Source organism: Nitratireductor sp. L15S-10 (genome assembly GCF_045011005.1).
Classification (GTDB): domain Bacteria; phylum Pseudomonadota; class Alphaproteobacteria; order Rhizobiales; family Rhizobiaceae; genus Nitratireductor.
Genome location: NZ_CP120674.1, coordinates 1813196 through 1830640 on the forward strand (window position 1 = coordinate 1813196; position 17445 = coordinate 1830640).

The 17445-nt window shown below is 59.7% G+C and carries 16 protein-coding genes; 12 read left to right on the plus strand and 4 right to left on the minus strand.

Features of this window, described 5'->3' with window-relative positions; translation table 11 throughout:
- Positions 1–30: 30 nt before the first annotated feature.
- From P2W41_RS08665 to P2W41_RS08675, 3 genes are all read right to left on the minus strand, one after another.
- Positions 31–324, minus strand: coding sequence for a hypothetical protein (locus P2W41_RS08665; RefSeq protein ID WP_292896138.1), 294 nt, complete (start codon positions 322–324; stop codon positions 31–33).
- 67 nt (positions 325–391) lie between these two features.
- On the minus strand, positions 392–1183 hold the full coding sequence (gene xth / locus P2W41_RS08670) for an exodeoxyribonuclease III (protein WP_292896136.1): 792 nt from the start codon (positions 1181–1183) through the stop codon (positions 392–394).
- A gap of 106 nt (positions 1184–1289) precedes the next feature.
- Positions 1290–2165 (minus strand): polysaccharide deacetylase family protein, encoded by an 876-nt coding sequence (locus P2W41_RS08675; RefSeq protein WP_404934865.1) that lies wholly within the window; start codon positions 2163–2165, stop codon positions 1290–1292.
- Between the two features lie 434 nt (positions 2166–2599).
- Between P2W41_RS08675 and P2W41_RS08680 the strand changes: the two genes are divergently transcribed.
- Positions 2600–3979, plus strand: coding sequence for a nucleobase:cation symporter-2 family protein (locus tag P2W41_RS08680; protein ID WP_292896132.1), 1380 nt, complete (start codon positions 2600–2602; stop codon positions 3977–3979).
- An 83-nt stretch (positions 3980–4062) separates the two neighbouring features.
- Here the strand turns inward: P2W41_RS08680 and erpA are convergent, their stop codons facing one another.
- Positions 4063–4413, minus strand: coding sequence for an iron-sulfur cluster insertion protein ErpA (gene erpA / locus P2W41_RS08685; protein WP_292896130.1), 351 nt, complete (start codon positions 4411–4413; stop codon positions 4063–4065).
- 147 nt (positions 4414–4560) lie between these two features.
- Here erpA and P2W41_RS08690 point away from each other — a divergent pair, with 147 nt between their 5' ends.
- From P2W41_RS08690 to serS, 11 genes are all read left to right on the plus strand, one after another.
- Positions 4561–5781 carry a deoxyguanosinetriphosphate triphosphohydrolase gene (locus tag P2W41_RS08690; protein WP_404934866.1) on the plus strand — a complete coding sequence of 407 codons (1221 nt, stop codon included), beginning with the start codon at positions 4561–4563 and terminating at the stop codon, positions 5779–5781.
- Between the two features lie 60 nt (positions 5782–5841).
- On the plus strand, positions 5842–7599 hold the full coding sequence (gene argS / locus P2W41_RS08695) for an arginine--tRNA ligase (protein ID WP_404934867.1): 1758 nt from the start codon (positions 5842–5844) through the stop codon (positions 7597–7599).
- A 111-nt stretch (positions 7600–7710) separates the two neighbouring features.
- On the plus strand, positions 7711–10491 hold the full coding sequence (locus P2W41_RS08700; RefSeq protein WP_404934868.1) for an SPOR domain-containing protein: 2781 nt from the start codon (positions 7711–7713) through the stop codon (positions 10489–10491).
- A gap of 90 nt (positions 10492–10581) precedes the next feature.
- Positions 10582–11601, plus strand: coding sequence for a beta-N-acetylhexosaminidase (gene nagZ / locus P2W41_RS08705; protein WP_404934869.1), 1020 nt, complete (start codon positions 10582–10584; stop codon positions 11599–11601).
- Between the two features lie 61 nt (positions 11602–11662).
- On the plus strand, positions 11663–12469 hold the full coding sequence (locus tag P2W41_RS08710; protein WP_404934952.1) for a segregation and condensation protein A: 807 nt from the start codon (positions 11663–11665) through the stop codon (positions 12467–12469).
- Positions 12462–13193: an SMC-Scp complex subunit ScpB gene (gene scpB, locus P2W41_RS08715; protein ID WP_404934870.1), complete on the plus strand. Its 732-nt coding sequence runs from the start codon at positions 12462–12464 to the stop codon at positions 13191–13193. Before P2W41_RS08710 ends, scpB begins: the two co-directional genes overlap by 8 nt.
- 53 nt (positions 13194–13246) lie before the next feature.
- A complete protein-coding gene (locus P2W41_RS08720) occupies positions 13247–14365 on the plus strand; it encodes an ABC transporter ATP-binding protein (protein WP_292896119.1) in 1119 nt (372 codons plus the stop codon).
- 35 nt (positions 14366–14400) lie between these two features.
- Complete coding sequence (locus P2W41_RS08725; RefSeq protein ID WP_292896117.1) at positions 14401–14625, plus strand: twin-arginine translocase TatA/TatE family subunit; 225 nt, start codon at positions 14401–14403, stop codon at positions 14623–14625.
- Positions 14626–14679: 54 nt separating this feature from the next.
- The gene (tatB, locus tag P2W41_RS08730) at positions 14680–15261 is read left to right on the plus strand and encodes a Sec-independent protein translocase protein TatB (RefSeq protein WP_404934871.1); all 582 of its coding nucleotides are present in this window, start codon (positions 14680–14682) and stop codon (positions 15259–15261) included.
- On the plus strand, positions 15258–16091 hold the full coding sequence (gene tatC, locus P2W41_RS08735) for a twin-arginine translocase subunit TatC (RefSeq protein WP_065815102.1): 834 nt from the start codon (positions 15258–15260) through the stop codon (positions 16089–16091). The genes tatB and tatC overlap by 4 nt, the downstream gene beginning before the upstream one ends.
- A 66-nt stretch (positions 16092–16157) precedes the next feature.
- Positions 16158–17441, plus strand: coding sequence for a serine--tRNA ligase (gene serS, locus P2W41_RS08740; protein WP_404934872.1), 1284 nt, complete (start codon positions 16158–16160; stop codon positions 17439–17441).
- The last annotated feature ends 4 nt before the right edge of the window (positions 17442–17445 follow it).

Genomic DNA, 17445 nt, shown 5'->3' on the forward strand with positions numbered 1-17445 from the left:
CGGCAACACGGCGGGCGCCTAGTGCCCGGCCTAGTGCCCGCCAGACTGTGCGCGATAACGCGCCACTGTCATTGGGACGGCGTTTTCCAGAAGCTTCGACGTCTGGAAGCAGGCCTGATCGAGAATTTTCCAGGATGAATTGTTGAGAACCATCTCGCACCGAGCCAGGCGCGGTCCGTCCGGCAGTGTGAGGCAGGCTGTTTCTCCCTGACGAAAAGCCGCTCCATTGGCGCGGCACTGGCAATCGGCCGCAGAGGAGCCTGCGACTGGCAGGGAAAGCGTGACCGCCAGAGCGGCGATCCCTAGGTACCGCAACGTGGGCATAACAGGATCATGTTAACACCGGACGCGGCACGTGGCCATTGACCCGGGTTAATTCGGCCCGGGGCGTTCAGGCTGGGCGCAATTTCAGATCAAGAACGACAGGGACGTGGTCGGATGGCTTTTCCCAGCCGCGCGTGTGCTTTTCAACCGTGACGGCACCTATGTAATCGGCGGCTTCGGGTGAAAGCATCAGATGATCGATGCGGATGCCATTGTTCTTCTGCCAGGCGCCTGCCTGATAGTCCCAGAACGTGTAGACGCCATCATCCTGATTGACTGCGCGCAATGCGTCGGTGAAACCCAGAGCGCCCAGCCGCCGGAAGGCCTGCCGGCTCTCGGGACGAAAAAGGGCGTCGCCCACCCATGCCTCGGGGTTCTTTGCATCTTCTGGTTCGGGGATGACGTTGTAATCACCAGCCAGAACGAGGGGTTCTTCCAGCTTGAGGCGCTCGGCACTCCACTTTTCAAGACGCTCCATCCAGCCGAGTTTGTAGGGAAACTTCTCGCTGTCGACGGGATTGCCATTCGGCAGGTACAGCGAAACGACCCTGAGAACTCCTCTATCGGTGGAAAACACGCCCTCGATAAAGCGGGCCTGCTCGTCACTGTCGTCACCCGGCAGACCGCGATTGACCTCGTCGAAGCGCAGTTTCGAGAGGAGCGCCACACCGTTGAAGCCTTTCTGGCCGTGGGTCTCCACATGGTAGCCGAGCGCTTCGATCGGCTCGCGTGGAAAGAGCTCGTCGACGGATTTGATTTCCTGAAGACAGGCGATGTCCGGACTGGACTCTTCAAGCCAGTGCAGAAGATTGTCGATGCGCGCCTTGACGCCGTTGATGTTCCAGGTAGCGATCTTCATGGGGCCCTTCCACAACTCAACTCTTTCTTAGGTGGGTCGGGAATGCGCCGCAACCGCCTTGTGCAGGATACTGACAGACTGTGCCGAGCGACGCTCCAATCAGGCTTCAGCCTTTCCGGAAGCGAAACGGCAGACCTGACAGGAGCGCGCGCACATAGCGTTTGCGCTGATAGAAGCCGTTGAGTGACACGCGCGGCAGCGCTGTCATAGCGCTGGCGGATGTCCGGGACAGGAGGCCCGGCCTCGTGGTGACTGCGGCGGCAAAACCTGCTTGCCGTGCGGCTGCGATCTCGCGTGGACCGACAGCGGACGGATAGCCGTAGGGGTAAGCAAAGGTTGTCGGTCGCGTGCCCACATAGTCGCAAACCTTCGACGCTGAATCATCCATTTCCGTTTTCAGGCGCCTGGCATCCACCTTGGTCAGATTGGCGTGCGTGAGTGTGTGCGCGCCGAAGCGGGCAAGCGAATCTGCGGCGAGCCCGGCAAGTTCGCTGGCGTCCATCGTCAAACGCTCGGTGATTGCCAGCGGGTCTATGCCATGAGCGAATGCCAGAGCGTCGAGCCGGTCAATCGCAGCGTCTTCGTCTTGCGCTTCACTTATGGCGTTTGCCAAACGATCGAACAGCGCGACCCGTTCGGCACGGTGTTCAATGCGCACGCGCGCATCAATTCCGAACGCTGAAAGATCGACATCGTTCGTGTTCATGACGAGTTCCTGAGCGGTCTTCCACCAGATAGACCTACTTCGCTCGACGAAGCCGGATGTGATGAAGACCGTGTAAGGGACAGCCTGCCTCCGGAAAACAGGCGCGGCGAAGCGTGCATTGTCCCGATAGCCGTCATCCAGAGTGAAGCAGACATACCGGCGTGTGTCCCGGGGGTCGGCAAGCCGCTCAGGCAAATCTTCGAGTGCAATGGGTATCAGGCCCTCTTCCCGGCAGACCTGGATGGCCTCTTCAAGGAAGGCGGGCGTTATGCTCAACCAGGCATTTGGCACCCAGCTAGCGGGGCTTTCAGAATCCACATGGTGGAGGGCAAATATGACACCACGTTTTGGGTTGGCCAGAGGCAACCCCAGGTGCAGAGCCAGGGCCGTACCCTCCAAGCCGGCGCGGATCAGCTCGTATCGGGCAGACCTTTTGAGAGCTTGAAGAGAGGGCATCAGGGGTCTGGCGTCTTTCGATCAGTGTGGGCGGCTGAGGAACATCGAGCTCCGGCTTGTTGCCTCAAGCCGAAACAGGCGCGATCCAAGCAGAAAATGTTGAAGAATTCCCTTCGGTAGATGTCTGGCTTCGTGTTGCAATTTGTGCTTGAAATCTGGCTGTCTTTCAAAAAAATATAGATAGATGCGCGCGCGTTTGTGCCCGATGCTTCGCCAAAAAGATTTCAGAAGATCTGAAGCAACCGGGGAACGACATGACACAAACGACGATGAGCGACGGCGATGCAGTGTCGCGCGCGGACTTGAGCAATCCCGAGTATACACCTCCGCTTATTCAGGCGGTGCCACTTGGGATTCAACACGTGCTGGCAATGTTCGTCTCCAACGTGACGCCGGCCATCATCGTGGCAGGTGCAGCCGGTTTCGGTTTCGGGTCGAACTCACCGGATTTTCCCAATCTCATCTACATGATTCAGATGTCGATGCTCTTTGCCGGGATCGCGACACTGTTCCAGACCATTGGTATGGGGCCGGTGGGCGGACGCCTGCCTATCGTTCAGGGCACAAGCTTCGCGTTCCTGCCGGTGATGATCCCCATTGTTGCGGGGCAGGGCGTGGCTGCCATGGGGGCTCTGATGGGAGGGGTCGTCGTGGGCGGTATCTTTCATTTCTTCCTCGGCAGTTTCGTGGGGCGCCTTCGGTTTGCGCTGCCGCCGATGGTGACGGGGCTGATCGTTCTGATGATCGGTCTGTCGCTCATTAAAGTGGGGATTCAATATTCTGCTGGCGGTGTACCTCTGATCGGAAAGCCTGAATATGGCAGTCTGCAGAACTGGAGCGTTGCGCTGGTTGTGGTCGTGGTCACATTGCTCCTGAAGTTCTTCACGCGTGGCATGTGGTCGATTGCCGCTGTGCTCCTCGGTCTGGTCGCGGGCTATATTGTGGCCCTGGCCATGGGCATGGTGAGCTTCTCCAATGTGGGCAACGCATCCTGGGTGGCGATTCCCGTCCCCTTCAAATGGGGCTTCGAGCTGGCTCTGCCGGCCATTATCGGCATGTGTTTCATGGCCGTCATCTCAGCCATAGAGACGGTCGGCGATGTGTCAGGGATCACCAAGGGGGGAGCCGGCCGCGAGGCGACGGAGAAAGAAATCTCCGGCGCTACCTACGCGGATGGGCTCGGTACGGCCATAGCCGGTGTATTTGGTGGTCTGCCAAACACCTCGTTCAGCCAGAATGTCGGTCTTATCTCCATGACGGGTGTGATGAGCCGGCATGTGGTGACCTATGGTGCGATTTTCCTGATCCTGTGCGGGCTCATGCCGAAGGTTGGAGCGGTGATTTCGACAGTGCCGATCATGGTGCTCGGCGGAGGCGTCATCGTGATGTTCGGCATGGTCGCGGCGGCCGGTATCAATATGCTGTCGGACGTACACTGGAATCGTCGAAACATGGTGATCTTTGCCGTTTCACTCTCTGTGGGGCTGGGGTTGCAGCTCGAACCGGGGGCGTTGCAGCATCTTCCGAAGACCGCGCAGATACTCATGACCTCCGGCCTCTTGCCGGCTGCCTTCCTGGCAATTGTCTTGAACCTTATCCTGCCACAGCACGCCGGTGCGGAACGGAATAGCTGAACCGCAACTGACCCGTTAGACGAAAAGCGCCGCGGAAAAATACGCGGCGCTATCCCGGAAAAACGGTGGTTTGGGAAGAAAGCTCAGATCGAGAAGCTGGTTCCGCACCCACAGGATGCAACGGCGTTGGGATTCCTGATCTGGAAGGACTGACCGATCAAGTCATCGACAAAGTCGATCACCGATCCACCCATATAAACGAGCGACAGATCGTCAATGAGGACGGTTGCTCCATCCCGCTCGATGGCGTGATCGTCTTCATTGCGCTGGTCCGTGAGATCAAAAGCATAGGAAAAGCCAGAGCAGCCGCCACCTTCCACCGAGACGCGCAGAGCAATCTTGCCCGGCTCGTCCTTCAGAATCGTAGCGATGCGCTTTGCCGCAGCTTCCGTTAGTTCAACGCTCTTCATTTCCGTTCCCGCGTCCATGCCCATGATGGTTGTCCTGACGGTCACCTTGCGTTCGTATTCATTGAATAGGTATGAAGCCGAAGGCGGCAAGTCAACCTGAGCGACGCGGTCGGATTTCAGGCGAGGACAAAGGCAGGCCGGGGCGGGCTGCCCGAAAGGATGTTGCGGAGCATGGGAACGGAACAGGGTTTGAAAAATATCGGTTTCGGCTATCGTCCGCGCGCCGCATACGCGACAGACCCGGCGGCCTCGCGCGGCCGGCTTGTGATGGAGCCCGAGAGCCCGACACGAACACCTTTTCAGCGCGACCGGGACCGGATCATCCATTCTACGGCGTTTCGTCGCCTTAAGCACAAGACGCAGGTCTTTATCGCTCACGAGGGCGACCACTACCGCACGCGCCTGACCCACTCCATTGAAGTGGCGCAGATCGCGCGTGCTCTTGCGCGCGCGCTTTGTTGCGATGAGGATCTCGCCGAGGCCATCGCTCTGGTGCATGACTTCGGCCACACGCCCTTTGGGCACACGGGAGAGGACGCGCTCGACGAACGCATGGCACGGTGGGGTGGTTTCGACCATAACGCGCAGTCTTTGCGGATCGTGACCGAACTTGAAAGCCGCTATGCAGAGTTCGATGGTCTCAATCTGTCGTGGGAAACCCTGGAGGGGCTGGTCAAGCACAATGGCCCGCTCACGAATGGTGAGGGCGAAGGGCTCGATGGTCCTGTTCCGCAATCCATTCTCGACTATGTCGCCCGCCACGACCTGGAACTGGCCCGTTTTGCCGGGATCGAAGCGCAGTGCGCGGCGATTGCGGATGACATTGCCTACAACGCGCATGATATCGATGATGGTTTGCGTTCCGGGCTCCTGACGCTTGAAATGCTGGAAGCGGTCGGTCTGCCGGGACAGATTCTTGGAGAGGTCGAACGCCGCTATCCCGGCCTTGATCCGGTGCGCCGTGGGCACGAGCTCATGCGCCGGCAGATAACGGCGATGGTGGAGGATGTGATCGTGGCTTCGCGACAGCGGCTCGAGGTTCTGAAACCTGCCAATACGGACGCTGTGCACGATGCAGATTTCACGATTGTTGCATTCTCGGATCACATGGCGGCGGAAGAAAAGGAACTGAAGCGATTTCTCTATGCCAATCTATATCGCCATGAGGCGGTTGTGGCGGTCCGCGCGCATGCAGACCGGATCGTAAAGGACCTGTTCGACGCCTATTTCGACAATCCGCGTGAGATGCCCGAGGGGTGGCGTGATGGCCTTGATATGGCAGAGGATGCCGAAAAGGCCCGGCTGGTGGCCGATTTTCTCTCCGGCATGACAGACACCTACGCGGTGAAAGAGCACCAGCGCCTGTTTGACCAGACTCCTGAATTGAGCTAGTGCCAACCGCAATTCCGCCGCGGTGCGGACGACAAAGATCTTTTTTTCAGGACATCGTCCATGAACATTTTCGCCGATTTCACAGATCGGGTCGCCAAGACCATTGAAGCTCTCAATCTGCGTACAAGCAGCGGTGAGGGGCTTGACCTTTCGCGCGTGGCCGTCGAACCACCGCGTGATGCAAGCCATGGTGATGTGGCAACCAATGCGGCCATGGTGCTGGCAAAGGCCGTCGGTGAGAATCCGCGGGCACTGGGTGAGAAGATCGCCAAAGCATTCGAGGCCGATCCCGACGTGGCCGCGGCCACGGTGGCGGGACCAGGTTTTGTGAACCTGAAGCTGAGCGACGGTTTCTGGCAGGCGCGGCTCGGCGAAATTCTGGATCTTGGCACCGATTATGGCCGCTCGCAGATGGGACGGGGCGAGAAGGTGAATGTCGAGTATGTTTCGGCAAACCCGACCGGCCCCATGCATGTAGGACATTGCCGTGGCGCGGTGGTGGGCGATGCGCTTGCCAATCTCCTGTCTTTCGCAGGCTATGACGTGGCGCGGGAGTATTACATCAACGATGCGGGCGTGCAGATCGACGTGCTTGGACAGTCGGTGATGTTGCGCTACCGCGAGGCGCTGGGTGAGAAGATCGACGAAATTCCCGCGGGTCTTTACCCGGGAGATTATCTCAAACCGCTGGGCCAGGAGCTTGCCGGGGAATTCGGCACGAAACTTCTGGAAATGCCCTCCGCCGAAGCGATGACGATCGTCAAGGACAGGGCTGTCGAAAGCATGATGGCAATGATCCGGGACGATCTCGCCGCACTGAACATTCGCCATGACGTGTTTTTCTCTGAGCGCTCGCTGCATGCAGGTAATGGCGGGATGATCCGGTCGGCGATCAATGACCTGACCATGAAGGGGCATGTCTATAAGGGCAAATTGCCGCCACCCAAGGGGCAGAAGCCTGATGAGTGGGAGGATCGCGAGCAAACGCTTTTCCGATCAACTGAAGTAGGCGACGATATTGATCGCCCATTGATGAAATCGGATGGCAGCTTCACCTATTTCGCGGCTGACGTGGCCTATATGAAGGACAAGCTGGACCGGGGCTTTGAGCACCTGATCTATGTGCTTGGCGCCGACCATAGCGGCTATGTGAAACGGTTGCAGGCCGTTGCCCGGGCCCTGGCCAGGGACAAGGTGGACCTGACGGTGCTTCTTTGCCAGCTGGTGAAGCTGTTTCGTGGCGGCGAGCCTGTGCGCATGTCCAAGAGGGCAGGGGAGTTCGTCACGCTTCGGGAGGCGGTGGACGAGGTGGGGCGTGATCCGATCCGCTTCATGATGCTGTATCGCAAGAACGACGCCTCGCTCGATTTCGACTTTGAGAAAGTGACGGAACAGTCCAAGGACAATCCTGTCTTTTATGTGCAGTACGCGTCCGCGCGAAGCCACTCGGCATTCAGGCAGGCAAGCGAGCAACTCGGTGTGAAGGAGTTCAGCCGTTCCGAGATGAAGGCCCAGCTTGGCAAGCTTACCGATGAAGGTGAAATGGCCTTGGTACGCAAGCTGGCGGAGTACCCCCGACTTGTCGAAAGCGCCGCCCAGGTGATGGAACCGCACAGGTTGGCATTCTATCTCTATGATCTGGCAAGCCTGTTCCATGCGCAGTGGAACAAGGGCAGCGAGACAGCCGACTTACGTTTTGTTAAGGTTAACGATCCAGAATTGACCTATGCCAGACTGGGTCTGGTGCAGGCAGTTCGCGATGTGTTGACATCCGGGCTTGCGTTGATCGGGGCCGAGGCGCCTTCTGAGATGCGCTGACCCCATCCCGAAAGGGGTGCGGTAGTCTGTCACCTTTTGCCCACATTGCGCTGGTACCCGACAATTGTACGACGTCGCGGGCGTCTACCGAGTGTGAGTGCGGAAAAAAGCATGGCAGATCATAGCTCGAACCAACGCGCGGATAGCGCCGTTTTTTCTGAGGACGACCCATTTGCGGAACTGACCCGCATTATGGGCCACGATCCACGGCGCGCCGAGGCGTCCGGCAATGAGGCCGAGCAGGAGGGCGATGACCTCGCGCTTGAGCTCGAGAACGAATTGCTTGGCGATCTGGCAGAGTTTTCCGACGAGGTTCATGAGGAAGCAGTTCCCCACGACGACTGGCAGCCTCAGCCATCGAGCGACTGGCGTTTCGATGCTGATGAGGCGGCGCAGGCTCCTGACGAGCCTGCAGTTGATATTGCGGCGGATATGGCCGACGAACTCGACGAGAGTTTTGCTGCCAGTTTTGAAAGCGAAATGCGTCTGGAACCTGCTGACGACCTGTCGGCGGCTTCGACCCTGGAGGAAGAAGATATCAGATCTTCTGAGCCCTCAGAAAGCCTTGATGAGCAGCGCTTTGAATCTGAAGCGGCGGAGCCGCACTTCTCCGGCTTTGACCTGGATATGACCGATTCCAGTGCCCCTGTTGCCGAAACAGGATTGGCCCGTGAAGAGCGGGTAGAAGGGGCAGCGGAGGGTGATGACCTGGCCTTCAGCGATCAGGACTTCGCTCAACTAGACAATGAGCTCGAAGCCTCCCTTGCCAATGAGGATTGGTTCCGTTCAGAGAACGAGGTCGCAGATCAGACCCTCGAAACCACGGATGCCGAGGCTTCTTTTGCGCATCAATCCGACGATGCGGCGATTGACGAGAAACAGGAAACACCCGAACCCGAGGATTTTTTTGAGCCGCAGAGTGCTGCAGCTGATTACCCTGCGGAGTTCGATGATATGGAAGACACCGGGCAATCTGAAGTTCCGGTGAGTTTCGATCCGGCTGCAGACTCAACCGCCAGTGCAGACCCGTTTCTTTCGCCGCAGGCTTTCGCCTCCTCGATCGCTCAGGGAACCGAGCGGACGAGTGCGGTCGCCACAGATGTCGCGTACGAAGACCACGATTTTACCGCGAGTCTTGAAGAGCAGCTTTCGGCAGGGGCTGCCGATGAAATGTTGCCTGTGGAGCCGGCCATGCAACCGCAGGCGGACGAGAGCCTGCAGGGCGAGAGCGCGTGGGATGTATTCGAGGCCGTTGAGCCGAATTCAGAACTGCCGGTCGAGGATGATCCAGTGGATGCCACTCTGTCTGCGCCTTTCTGGCAGCAGCCGGAGCATTCTCCTGGCACCCGGTCCCCGGCAACCGAACCATCCGTGCCGCATATCGACACTGTCGATGTGCCGGGAAATGAACGGGTGCAGGTAGAGGACGCTGCTCATATTCCTGAGTTCGTAAGCGAACCCGAGCGCATGCCCGAGGCGGAATCGGACGATCTGGAGCTAGCTTTGGCACGAGCCTTTGGAGACAGCGAAAGTCTCCCCGCCGCAGCACCCAGGGATGTGAGCGACGAGCCTTTTGCAACCGTGCCCGACGATGCATATACCGCTGCTGCCCTGCAACCGGGAGAGCAAGCCCGGGACGAGGAAGATTTCGGCTTTGAAACTGCCTTTGCAGACAGTTTTTCCGAGCCGGAGAGCTTTGCAAAGCGCGACGAAGAGGGCGCGAGCGACAATACACAATCGGACGCCTCGGACGCCTCGGACGCCTTCGTGGTTTCGGATATGAACTCCTGGGGAGAGGCTTCGGAAGAATTCGAACGGGGACACGGTTCTTTTGCTCCAGAGACCGCGGCCGGCATGGCAGCGCGTCCCGGGCTACTCGCGAGCCGTCGCAACCTTGCAATGCTTGGGGTGGCGGGTGGCGTTGCCATTCTTGCGCTTGTCGGTTTTTTCGCCTTCAGCGGCGGTGGCGAAGACAATTCCGCGCCGGTGGTGGTCCGGGCCGATGACGAGCCCATCAAGGTAAAGCCGGAAAATCCTGGCGGAGAACAGGTCCCCAATCAGGATAATCAGGTCTATCAGAGGGTATCTGGCGCCGAGGCAGGCGGAGACCCGGTACAGGAGCGGCTTGTTTCGACGGCAGAGGAACCGGTTGATGTGCCGCAAGCCACGCCAAAGTCGGAGGAGCGGCTGACGCCGGGCGCCGGTGATACGGTCACTCCGACAAGCGAGCCGGTGACGGCAATGACGCCGCGCCGCGTGCGCACCATGGTGGTTCGCCCGGACGGGACTATCGTTCCCCGTGAGCCGGAGGCGCCGGCGCAGGACACCGAAACTGCCGTGGCAACCGGCAATGACGCCGTTGTTGGTCAGCCGGCTCCGGCTGCGGATGCACGGCAGCAGTCTGGTCAGGAGACACCCGCGGATGCACGGCTGGCAAGTGCAGATCCGCTAAGTGAACCAGCCGTGGAGACAAATGCTCCGGCGGCTAACGTCCCCGACACCGCGCCCGTCCCACCCTCCCGCCCAGCAGCGCCTCCGGCGCAGCCGCAGCGGTCCGTTGAAACAACTCAGCCCGCTCAGGTGGCAGCGGCGCCCAGCCAGCCAGCGCAACCCGTCGCGCAGGCACCGGCACCTGTGACCTCCAGTGCGGATGGCTGGTCTGTACAAATTTCGTCACAGCCAACCGTGGAAGCGGCGCAAAAATCCTACCAGGATATGGCGCAGCGTTATGGAAGCCTATTGACCGGAAAAGGGGTCAACATCGTCAAGGCTGATATCGCGGGAAGGGGAACATACTACCGCGTCCGCATTCCTTCATCCTCCAAGGACGACGCAATCCGCCTTTGCTCGCAGCTCAAATCGGCCGGCGGAAGCTGCTTCGTTTCGAAGTGACGTCGAACCACGACGATCCAGAACCGCCGCCATTGTGCGGCGGTTTTTTGTTTTCTTTTCCAGATTCCTCTGCCCGGCTATCCTGATGTCATGAGCGAATCAAAATCCATGATCCTCGGCGCGACCGGGAAAACACTGACTGCAGATGAAATCGCCTTCTATCGCGATGAGCGCCCATGGGGGTTTATCCTGTTCGCGCGAAATATTGGCGAACCCTCACAGGTAAGCGATCTTGTCGCATCCATGCGTGAAAGTGTCGGGAGACCGGATGCACCGGTTTTCATCGATCAGGAGGGGGGCAGGGTGCAGCGCATGCGTCCTCCGCTGGCGGCGAATTACCCCACAGCGCGTGAACTGGGCCGGGTTTTTGCAAGGGACCCGGAACTGGGGGTGCGTGCGGCCTGGCTGATGTCGCGTCTTCATGCAATGGATCTCAGGCGTTACGGGATCACTGCGGACTGTCTTCCGGTGCTCGACGTCCCCATTTCAGGTGCGCATGACGTGATCGGGGACCGCGCCTACGCTCATGACCCGCAGACGGTGATCGCACTCGGACAGGCGGCGAGTGACGGGCTGATGGCGGGGGGCGTTCTTCCCGTGATGAAGCATATACCGGGTCATGGGCGGGCCTTTGCGGACAGCCACAAGGCACTGCCCGAGGTGACGGCGTCACTGGAGGAACTGCGCACACACGATTTCGTGCCTTTCAAGGCGCTGGCTGACCTGCCGATGGCGATGACCGCGCATATTGTCTTCCATGCGGTAGATCCCGAACGCCCGGCAACCACATCCGGGAAGGTGGTGCGCGACATCATCCGTGGGGAGATCGGCTTCGACGGACTCCTCATGAGCGACGACGTGTCCATGCACGCACTTTCTGGGGATTTCTCAGAACGGGCCGAAGCAATCCTTGCGGCGGGCTGCGATCTCGTCCTTCACTGTCACGGCATTATGCCGGAAATGCAGGCTGTCGCCGAAAAGGCGCCTGAATTGTCGGGCAAGAGCCTGGAGCGGGCCAATCGTGCACTGGCTTGCCTCAATCCGGGGGACGATACGGAAGAATTGGCCGCGCGCGCGGAATTCGAGGAGTGCTTCGCGGCGGTCGCTTGACGATAAGGGTCAATGACGCTTGGCGCAGAACGCTGAAAAGACGGCCGTCAAACCGGCACCCATGGACAAGCTGTGGGACGATCAGGCAAAGGAGCGTGGTGTCTCCGAGCCTGCGCTGACGGTTGACGTCGACGGTTTTGAAGGTCCGCTCGACCTGCTTCTCCATCTGGCGCGGACGCAGAAGGTGGATCTGGCGCGGATTTCCGTGCTGGCCCTGGCCGAGCAATACATCGCTTTCGTCGAAAAGGTCCACAAGATGCGGCTGGAGCTGGCCGCCGACTACCTGGTGATGGCGGCCTGGCTCGCCTATCTGAAATCCCGCCTGCTGATCCCCAAAAAACCGGAGGACGAAGAGCCGACCGGTGAGGAAATGGCAGCACTTTTGCAGTTTCGGCTGAAACGCCTGGAAGCGATGCGAGATGCAGCGGCCCGACTCGTTAATCGCAATCGCCTGGGCCGGGACGTGTTTGCCCGTGGAATGCCGGAACCGGTGATCGTTCAGAAGGAAAGCGCTTTTGCGGCCTCGCTCTACGACCTTCTCACCGCTTATGCCTCGCAGCGTCAGCGCCGTGCGGTTACCAATGTGCGCATTGCCAAGCGGGGTGTCTGGTCGCTCAAGCAGGCGCGTGAAATCCTTGTTCGAATGATCGGCGAATTCGGCGACTGGACTGCGCTCGATCATTTTCTCATCCGCTACATGACCAATGCGGAGGACCGGGCGACAGCAACTGCAAGCTCTTTCGCCGCCTCTCTTGAACTGGTGCGGGAAGGAGCGCTCGAAATTCGCCAGCAGGAGCCTTTCGCCCCCATCTACATGCGGACGGGCAAGAAGGCGCCAGCCAGCCTTTTTGAGAACGCCGATGACTGACAACAGCAATGTGGTTCCCTTTGTCGCCAACGAGGGCGAGCAGGAAAACGACACCTCTCAGGCGCGTTCGCCGCATCTCGTCGAGGTCAAACGGATGGTGGAGGCCATTATCTTCGCAAGCGCGGAACCGGTGGCCGAAAAGGCGCTGGCTGAGCGTCTGCCCGATGGAACCGATGTTGCTCAAGCTCTTGCCGAACTCCAGAAAGACTATGAAAAGCGCGGGGTAAACCTGGTTCGCGTTGAAAACAGCTGGGCCTTTCGAACGGCAAGCGATCTGTCGTTTCTAATGAACAGGAACGCTGTTCAGCAGCGCAAATTGTCGCGTGCCGCGCTCGAAATGCTCGCGGTCATCGCCTATCACCAGCCGGTGACACGCGCCGAGATTGAGGAAATTCGCGGTGTCGAGACATCCAAGGGCACGCTCGACATTCTGCTTGAAACGGGCTGGGTCAAGATGCGCGGTCGCCGCCGCACACCCGGACGCCCGGTAACCTACGGAACCAGCACGGAATTTCTGGATCACTTTGGGCTGACGGAACTGCGCGATCTACCGGGCATCGATGAGCTGAAAGGGGCCGGGCTGCTTTCTGCCAGAATGCCGGCCAATTTCTCGGTGCCGCAGCCAATGAGCGATCCGGACGAACTCACAGAAGATGAAGATCCGCTGACGGATATCGACCTGGAAGAACTTGGTCTGTTGACACCGCTCGCTGAGGATGATTGACGGAAGTCCTGCGGGACAGGGGCCGCCTGCGATCCATCCAGGGATACCGGTGCATGGACATTAAGAAGCAAAGTTCGGCGCGTGGAACGGCCGGCGTCAGCTTCGCGGCGCGTCTTTCTTTCCAGAATATCAGTCATGCCTATGCTTCGGGAGCGCAGACGCTCAGGGATGTCTCTCTCTGCGCAGAGCCGGGTGAGGTGCTTTGTCTTCTCGGCCCATCGGGGTCCGGCAAGACGACCCTGCTCAGGATTGCCGCCGGCATCGAGGCGCAACGCTCCGGCCAGGTGTTTCTGAACGAGCGGGAAATTGCCGGGCCCAGTGTTTTCCTGCCGCCTGAAAAGCGCTCGATAGGTCTAGTGTTTCAGGATTTTGCGCTGTTTCCGCATCTGACGATTCTCGACAATGTGCGTTTTGGACTGACCGCGCTTTCGGGTGAGGAAGCCCAGAAAGAGGCAATGATCGCGCTTGAGCGCGTCGGGCTTGAAGGTTACGCGGGTGCCTATCCGCACGTGTTGTCGGGCGGTGAGCAGCAGCGTGTTGCCCTTGCACGTGCGCTGGCGCCACGGCCGGCGGTGCTTTTGATGGATGAGCCATTCTCAGGGCTCGATTCCCGTTTGAAGGACAGTGTGCGCGCGGAAACGCTCTCCATTCTGCGGCAAAGCCGTGCGACCGCCGTTGTGGTGACGCATGACGCAGAGGAAGCGATGCGCATGGGGGACCGGATTGCGCTCCTCAAGGATGGTAAGCTTGTCCAGGTGGGGACCGCCGAAGAACTGTATCGACGTCCGGCCGACGTCTTCGTCGCCAGCTTCTTTTCGGAGATCAACGAGTTTGAGGGGCAGGTACATGGCGGCGGCGTGGAAACGCCTCTGGGGCGTTTTCCGGCAGGTGGTCTGGAAGAGGGGACGGACGCCACGGTGGCTGTACGCCTTTCCGGCTTTCAGGTGGATCAGGAACGGGGTTCTGTACCGGCACGCATCGTTTCGCGCCGCTTCCTCGGCGTGGTGGAGTTCCTCGAACTTGCGATACCCGGGGCTGACCATCACGTGCGGGCGCGTGTGCGCTGCGGACAGTTGCAGCCGGGCGTGCGAGACATCTGGCTGAACGTGATCGAGAGCGATGTTCTCGTATTCGCGAGACAATCGTTTGAAACATCGCGCGAAAGCGCATAAATCAAATCAATGGCAATTGGTGAAAGAGACTGATCATGGGTTCCTTTTCAATCTGGCACTGGCTTATCGTGCTCGTCGTGGTGCTGCTTCTTTTCGGACGCGGCAAGATCCCCGAGCTGATGGGCGACATGGCCAAGGGCATCAAGAGCTTCAAGAAGGGCATGTCCGACGATGATGAGGACACGACCAAGACGGTCGAACATCAGGCCGATGAGCCGGTGAAGGAAGCGACCAAGCCGAGCAAGAAGAAGTCCGGCTGATTCGCCGCGTTCCGCGCAGCGTTTCCACTTCCTGCTATCCGTTTCCGGTGACCTATGTTTGATCTTGGCTGGCCCGAAATCATGGTGATCGCCATCGTCCTGATCGTCGTGGTCGGGCCGAAGGACTTGCCGCGTATGCTGCGCACCTTCGGGCGCACGACGTCCAAATTGCGGACTATGGCGGGCGATTTCCGCAAGCAGTTCGATGAGGCGCTGCAGGAGGCGGAGCTTGATGACGTCAAATCCCTCGTGGACGACGCACGCAAGCTCGATCCGCGCAACGAGATCAAGAAACATCTCAACCCGATCGAGAAGGTGGGGCAGGAGATCCGCTCCGGACTTGATGCGGCGATGAAGCCGCAGGCGGCGAAATCGGGCACGCCGGCGTCCAAGGAGCCGCAAGCGGCGGCGCCGGCAAAGGCGGGCGCGACCCGCATGCCGGGTGAGGCAAAGCCCAAGGCTACAGCGGCGAGCAAGACGGGAACTGCACGGAAAACGGCAGCAAAGCCAGGGGCGGCCAAAGCACCGGCAACAAAGCCCGCGACGACGGCCAGGCCAAAGGCAGGCAGCAAAACCAAAACGGCGGGCGCGACCAAGCGCGCTCCGGCAAAAAAGACTAGCGGAGCCAAGTCGTGAACGCCGAACGTGACGACGATATCGATCAGTCTTCCGCGCCGCTGATCGACCACCTGATCGAGCTCAGATCGCGTCTGATGTGGGCGCTTGCCGGGTTTTTCGTGGCGTTCCTCGTCTGCTTTTTCTTTGCCAAGCAAATCTTCAATTTGCTTGTCATCCCGTTCCAGTGGGCTACCCAGTGGGCGGGGCTGGACGCGGACAAGGTGGACCTGATCTACACCGCGCCGCAGGAATTTTTCTTCACCCAGATCAAGCTTGCCATGTTCGGCGGACTGGTGCTCGCTTTTCCGGTGATCGCCATGCAGGTCTACAAATTTGTCGCGCCCGGTCTTTACCGCAATGAGCGGCGGGCCTTCATGCCGTTCCTGATTGCTTCGCCGATCCTGTTCCTGATCGGTGCAGCGCTTGTCTATTTCTTCTTCACGCCGATGGTGATGTGGTTCTTCCTGTCGATGCAGCAGGTGGGGCCGGACAATACGGTGCAGATTTCGCTCCTGCCCAAGGTTTCCGAATATCTCGGGCTGATCATGACGCTGATCCTGTCCTTCGGCCTGGTGTTCCAGCTCCCGGTGGTGACGACGCTGATGGCGCGGGTGGGGCTTCTGACCTCGACTGGGCTCGCCGACAAGCGCAAATATGCGATCGTGGCGGCCTTTGTGGCGGCGGCGATCCTGACGCCACCGGACCCGGTGAGCCAGATCGGTCTTGCGCTTCCGACCATCCTTCTCTACGAAATTGCCATCTGGGCCGCCCGTATGGTCGAGCGCCAGCGCGAGAAGGAAAAGACCGCGCAGGACGAGACCGACGAAGCGGACCAGCCGACCGCCTAGATTTGCAGGCTTTCCTGTCGCGTTCGAGGCGGTTCACCGCAATCTCTCCGCGATTGGAAATCTGACATGCTCGACATCAAATGGATTCGCGAGAACCCGCAGGCGCTGGACGAAGCGCTGAAAAAGCGCGGCGCGGACCCTGAAAGCGCGAAGCTTATCGCGCTCGACGAAGCGCGCCGCCAGCACCTTACACAGCTGCAGGAAGCGCAGGAGCGCCGCAATGCCGCCTCCAGGGAAATCGGCAAGGCCATGGCCTCCGGCGACAGGGAGCTTGCCGAGAAGCTGAAGGCCGAGGTGTCGGAGCTGAAGAGCTTTGTGCAGGATGGCGAAGCCGAGGAGCGGCGCCATGACGCCGCGCTGAACGACGCGCTGGCGCGTATTCCCAATGTTCCGCTCGACGATGTGCCTGTCGGCGCTGACGAGAACGACAATGTGGAGGTGCGCAAACATGGCGAGCCGAAGCGCGCCAACTGGGCCAGGGAGCATTTCGAAATCGGTGAGGCGCTCGGCCAGATGGATTTCGAACGCGCGGCGAAGCTCTCGGGCTCGCGCTTCACGGTGCTTTCCGGGCAGCTTGCGCGGCTTGAGCGTGCGTTGGGGCAGTTCATGCTCGACCTGCACACGCAGGAGCATGGTTATACGGAAGTCCAGCCGCCGCTTCTGGTGCGCGACGATGCGATGTTTGGTACGGGGCAGTTGCCGAAGTTTACCGAAGATCTTTTCCGCGCCGGTGACGATCACTGGCTGATCCCCACCGCCGAAGTCTCGCTCACCAATCTGGTGCGCGAGGAAATTCTCGATGGCGAAAAGCTGCCGCTGCGCTTTACCGCGCTGACACCGTGCTTCCGCTCGGAAGCGGGTTCTGCGGGACGCGATACGCGCGGCATGCTGCGTCAGCACCAGTTCTACAAGGTGGAGCTTGTCTCGATCACCGATGCCGAAAGCGCGATTGGCGAGCATGAGCGCATGACGGCCTGTGCCGAAACCGTGCTCAAAAAGCTCGATCTTCCGTTCCGCACCATGGTGCTGTGCACCGGTGACATGGGCTTTGGCGCACGCAAGACCTATGATCTGGAAGTATGGCTTCCGGGGCAGAACGCCTATCGTGAGATTTCGTCCTGCTCGGTCTGCGGCGATTTTCAGGGGCGGCGCATGAATGCGCGCTACCGGGTTGCAGGCGAGAAGCAGACGCGCTTCGTGCACACTCTCAACGGTTCGGGAACGGCTGTTGGCCGGGCGCTGATCGCGGTTCTGGAGAATTACCAGAACGAGGATGGCAGTGTCACGATACCGTCAGCGCTGAAACCCTATATGGGCGGCCTGGAGAAAATCGAAGCATTGAAGGATTGAGACT

Coding starts and splice junctions, on each gene's coding strand:
- erpA (WP_292896130.1), bottom strand. CDS start 4,413: ATGGGCATGGACGCGGGAACGGAAATGAAGAGCGTTGAACTAACGGAA.
- argS (WP_404934867.1), top strand. CDS start 5,842: ATGAACATTTTCGCCGATTTCACAGATCGGGTCGCCAAGACCATTGAA.
- P2W41_RS08690 (WP_404934866.1), top strand. CDS start 4,561: ATGGGAACGGAACAGGGTTTGAAAAATATCGGTTTCGGCTATCGTCCG.
- xth (WP_292896136.1), bottom strand. CDS start 1,183: ATGAAGATCGCTACCTGGAACATCAACGGCGTCAAGGCGCGCATCGAC.
- nagZ (WP_404934869.1), top strand. CDS start 10,582: ATGAGCGAATCAAAATCCATGATCCTCGGCGCGACCGGGAAAACACTG.
- P2W41_RS08720 (WP_292896119.1), top strand. CDS start 13,247: ATGGACATTAAGAAGCAAAGTTCGGCGCGTGGAACGGCCGGCGTCAGC.
- P2W41_RS08665 (WP_292896138.1), bottom strand. CDS start 324: ATGCCCACGTTGCGGTACCTAGGGATCGCCGCTCTGGCGGTCACGCTT.
- tatB (WP_404934871.1), top strand. CDS start 14,680: ATGTTTGATCTTGGCTGGCCCGAAATCATGGTGATCGCCATCGTCCTG.
- P2W41_RS08680 (WP_292896132.1), top strand. CDS start 2,600: ATGACACAAACGACGATGAGCGACGGCGATGCAGTGTCGCGCGCGGAC.
- P2W41_RS08710 (WP_404934952.1), top strand. CDS start 11,663: ATGGACAAGCTGTGGGACGATCAGGCAAAGGAGCGTGGTGTCTCCGAG.
- scpB (WP_404934870.1), top strand. CDS start 12,462: ATGACTGACAACAGCAATGTGGTTCCCTTTGTCGCCAACGAGGGCGAG.
- P2W41_RS08725 (WP_292896117.1), top strand. CDS start 14,401: ATGGGTTCCTTTTCAATCTGGCACTGGCTTATCGTGCTCGTCGTGGTG.
- P2W41_RS08700 (WP_404934868.1), top strand. CDS start 7,711: ATGGCAGATCATAGCTCGAACCAACGCGCGGATAGCGCCGTTTTTTCT.
- serS (WP_404934872.1), top strand. CDS start 16,158: ATGCTCGACATCAAATGGATTCGCGAGAACCCGCAGGCGCTGGACGAA.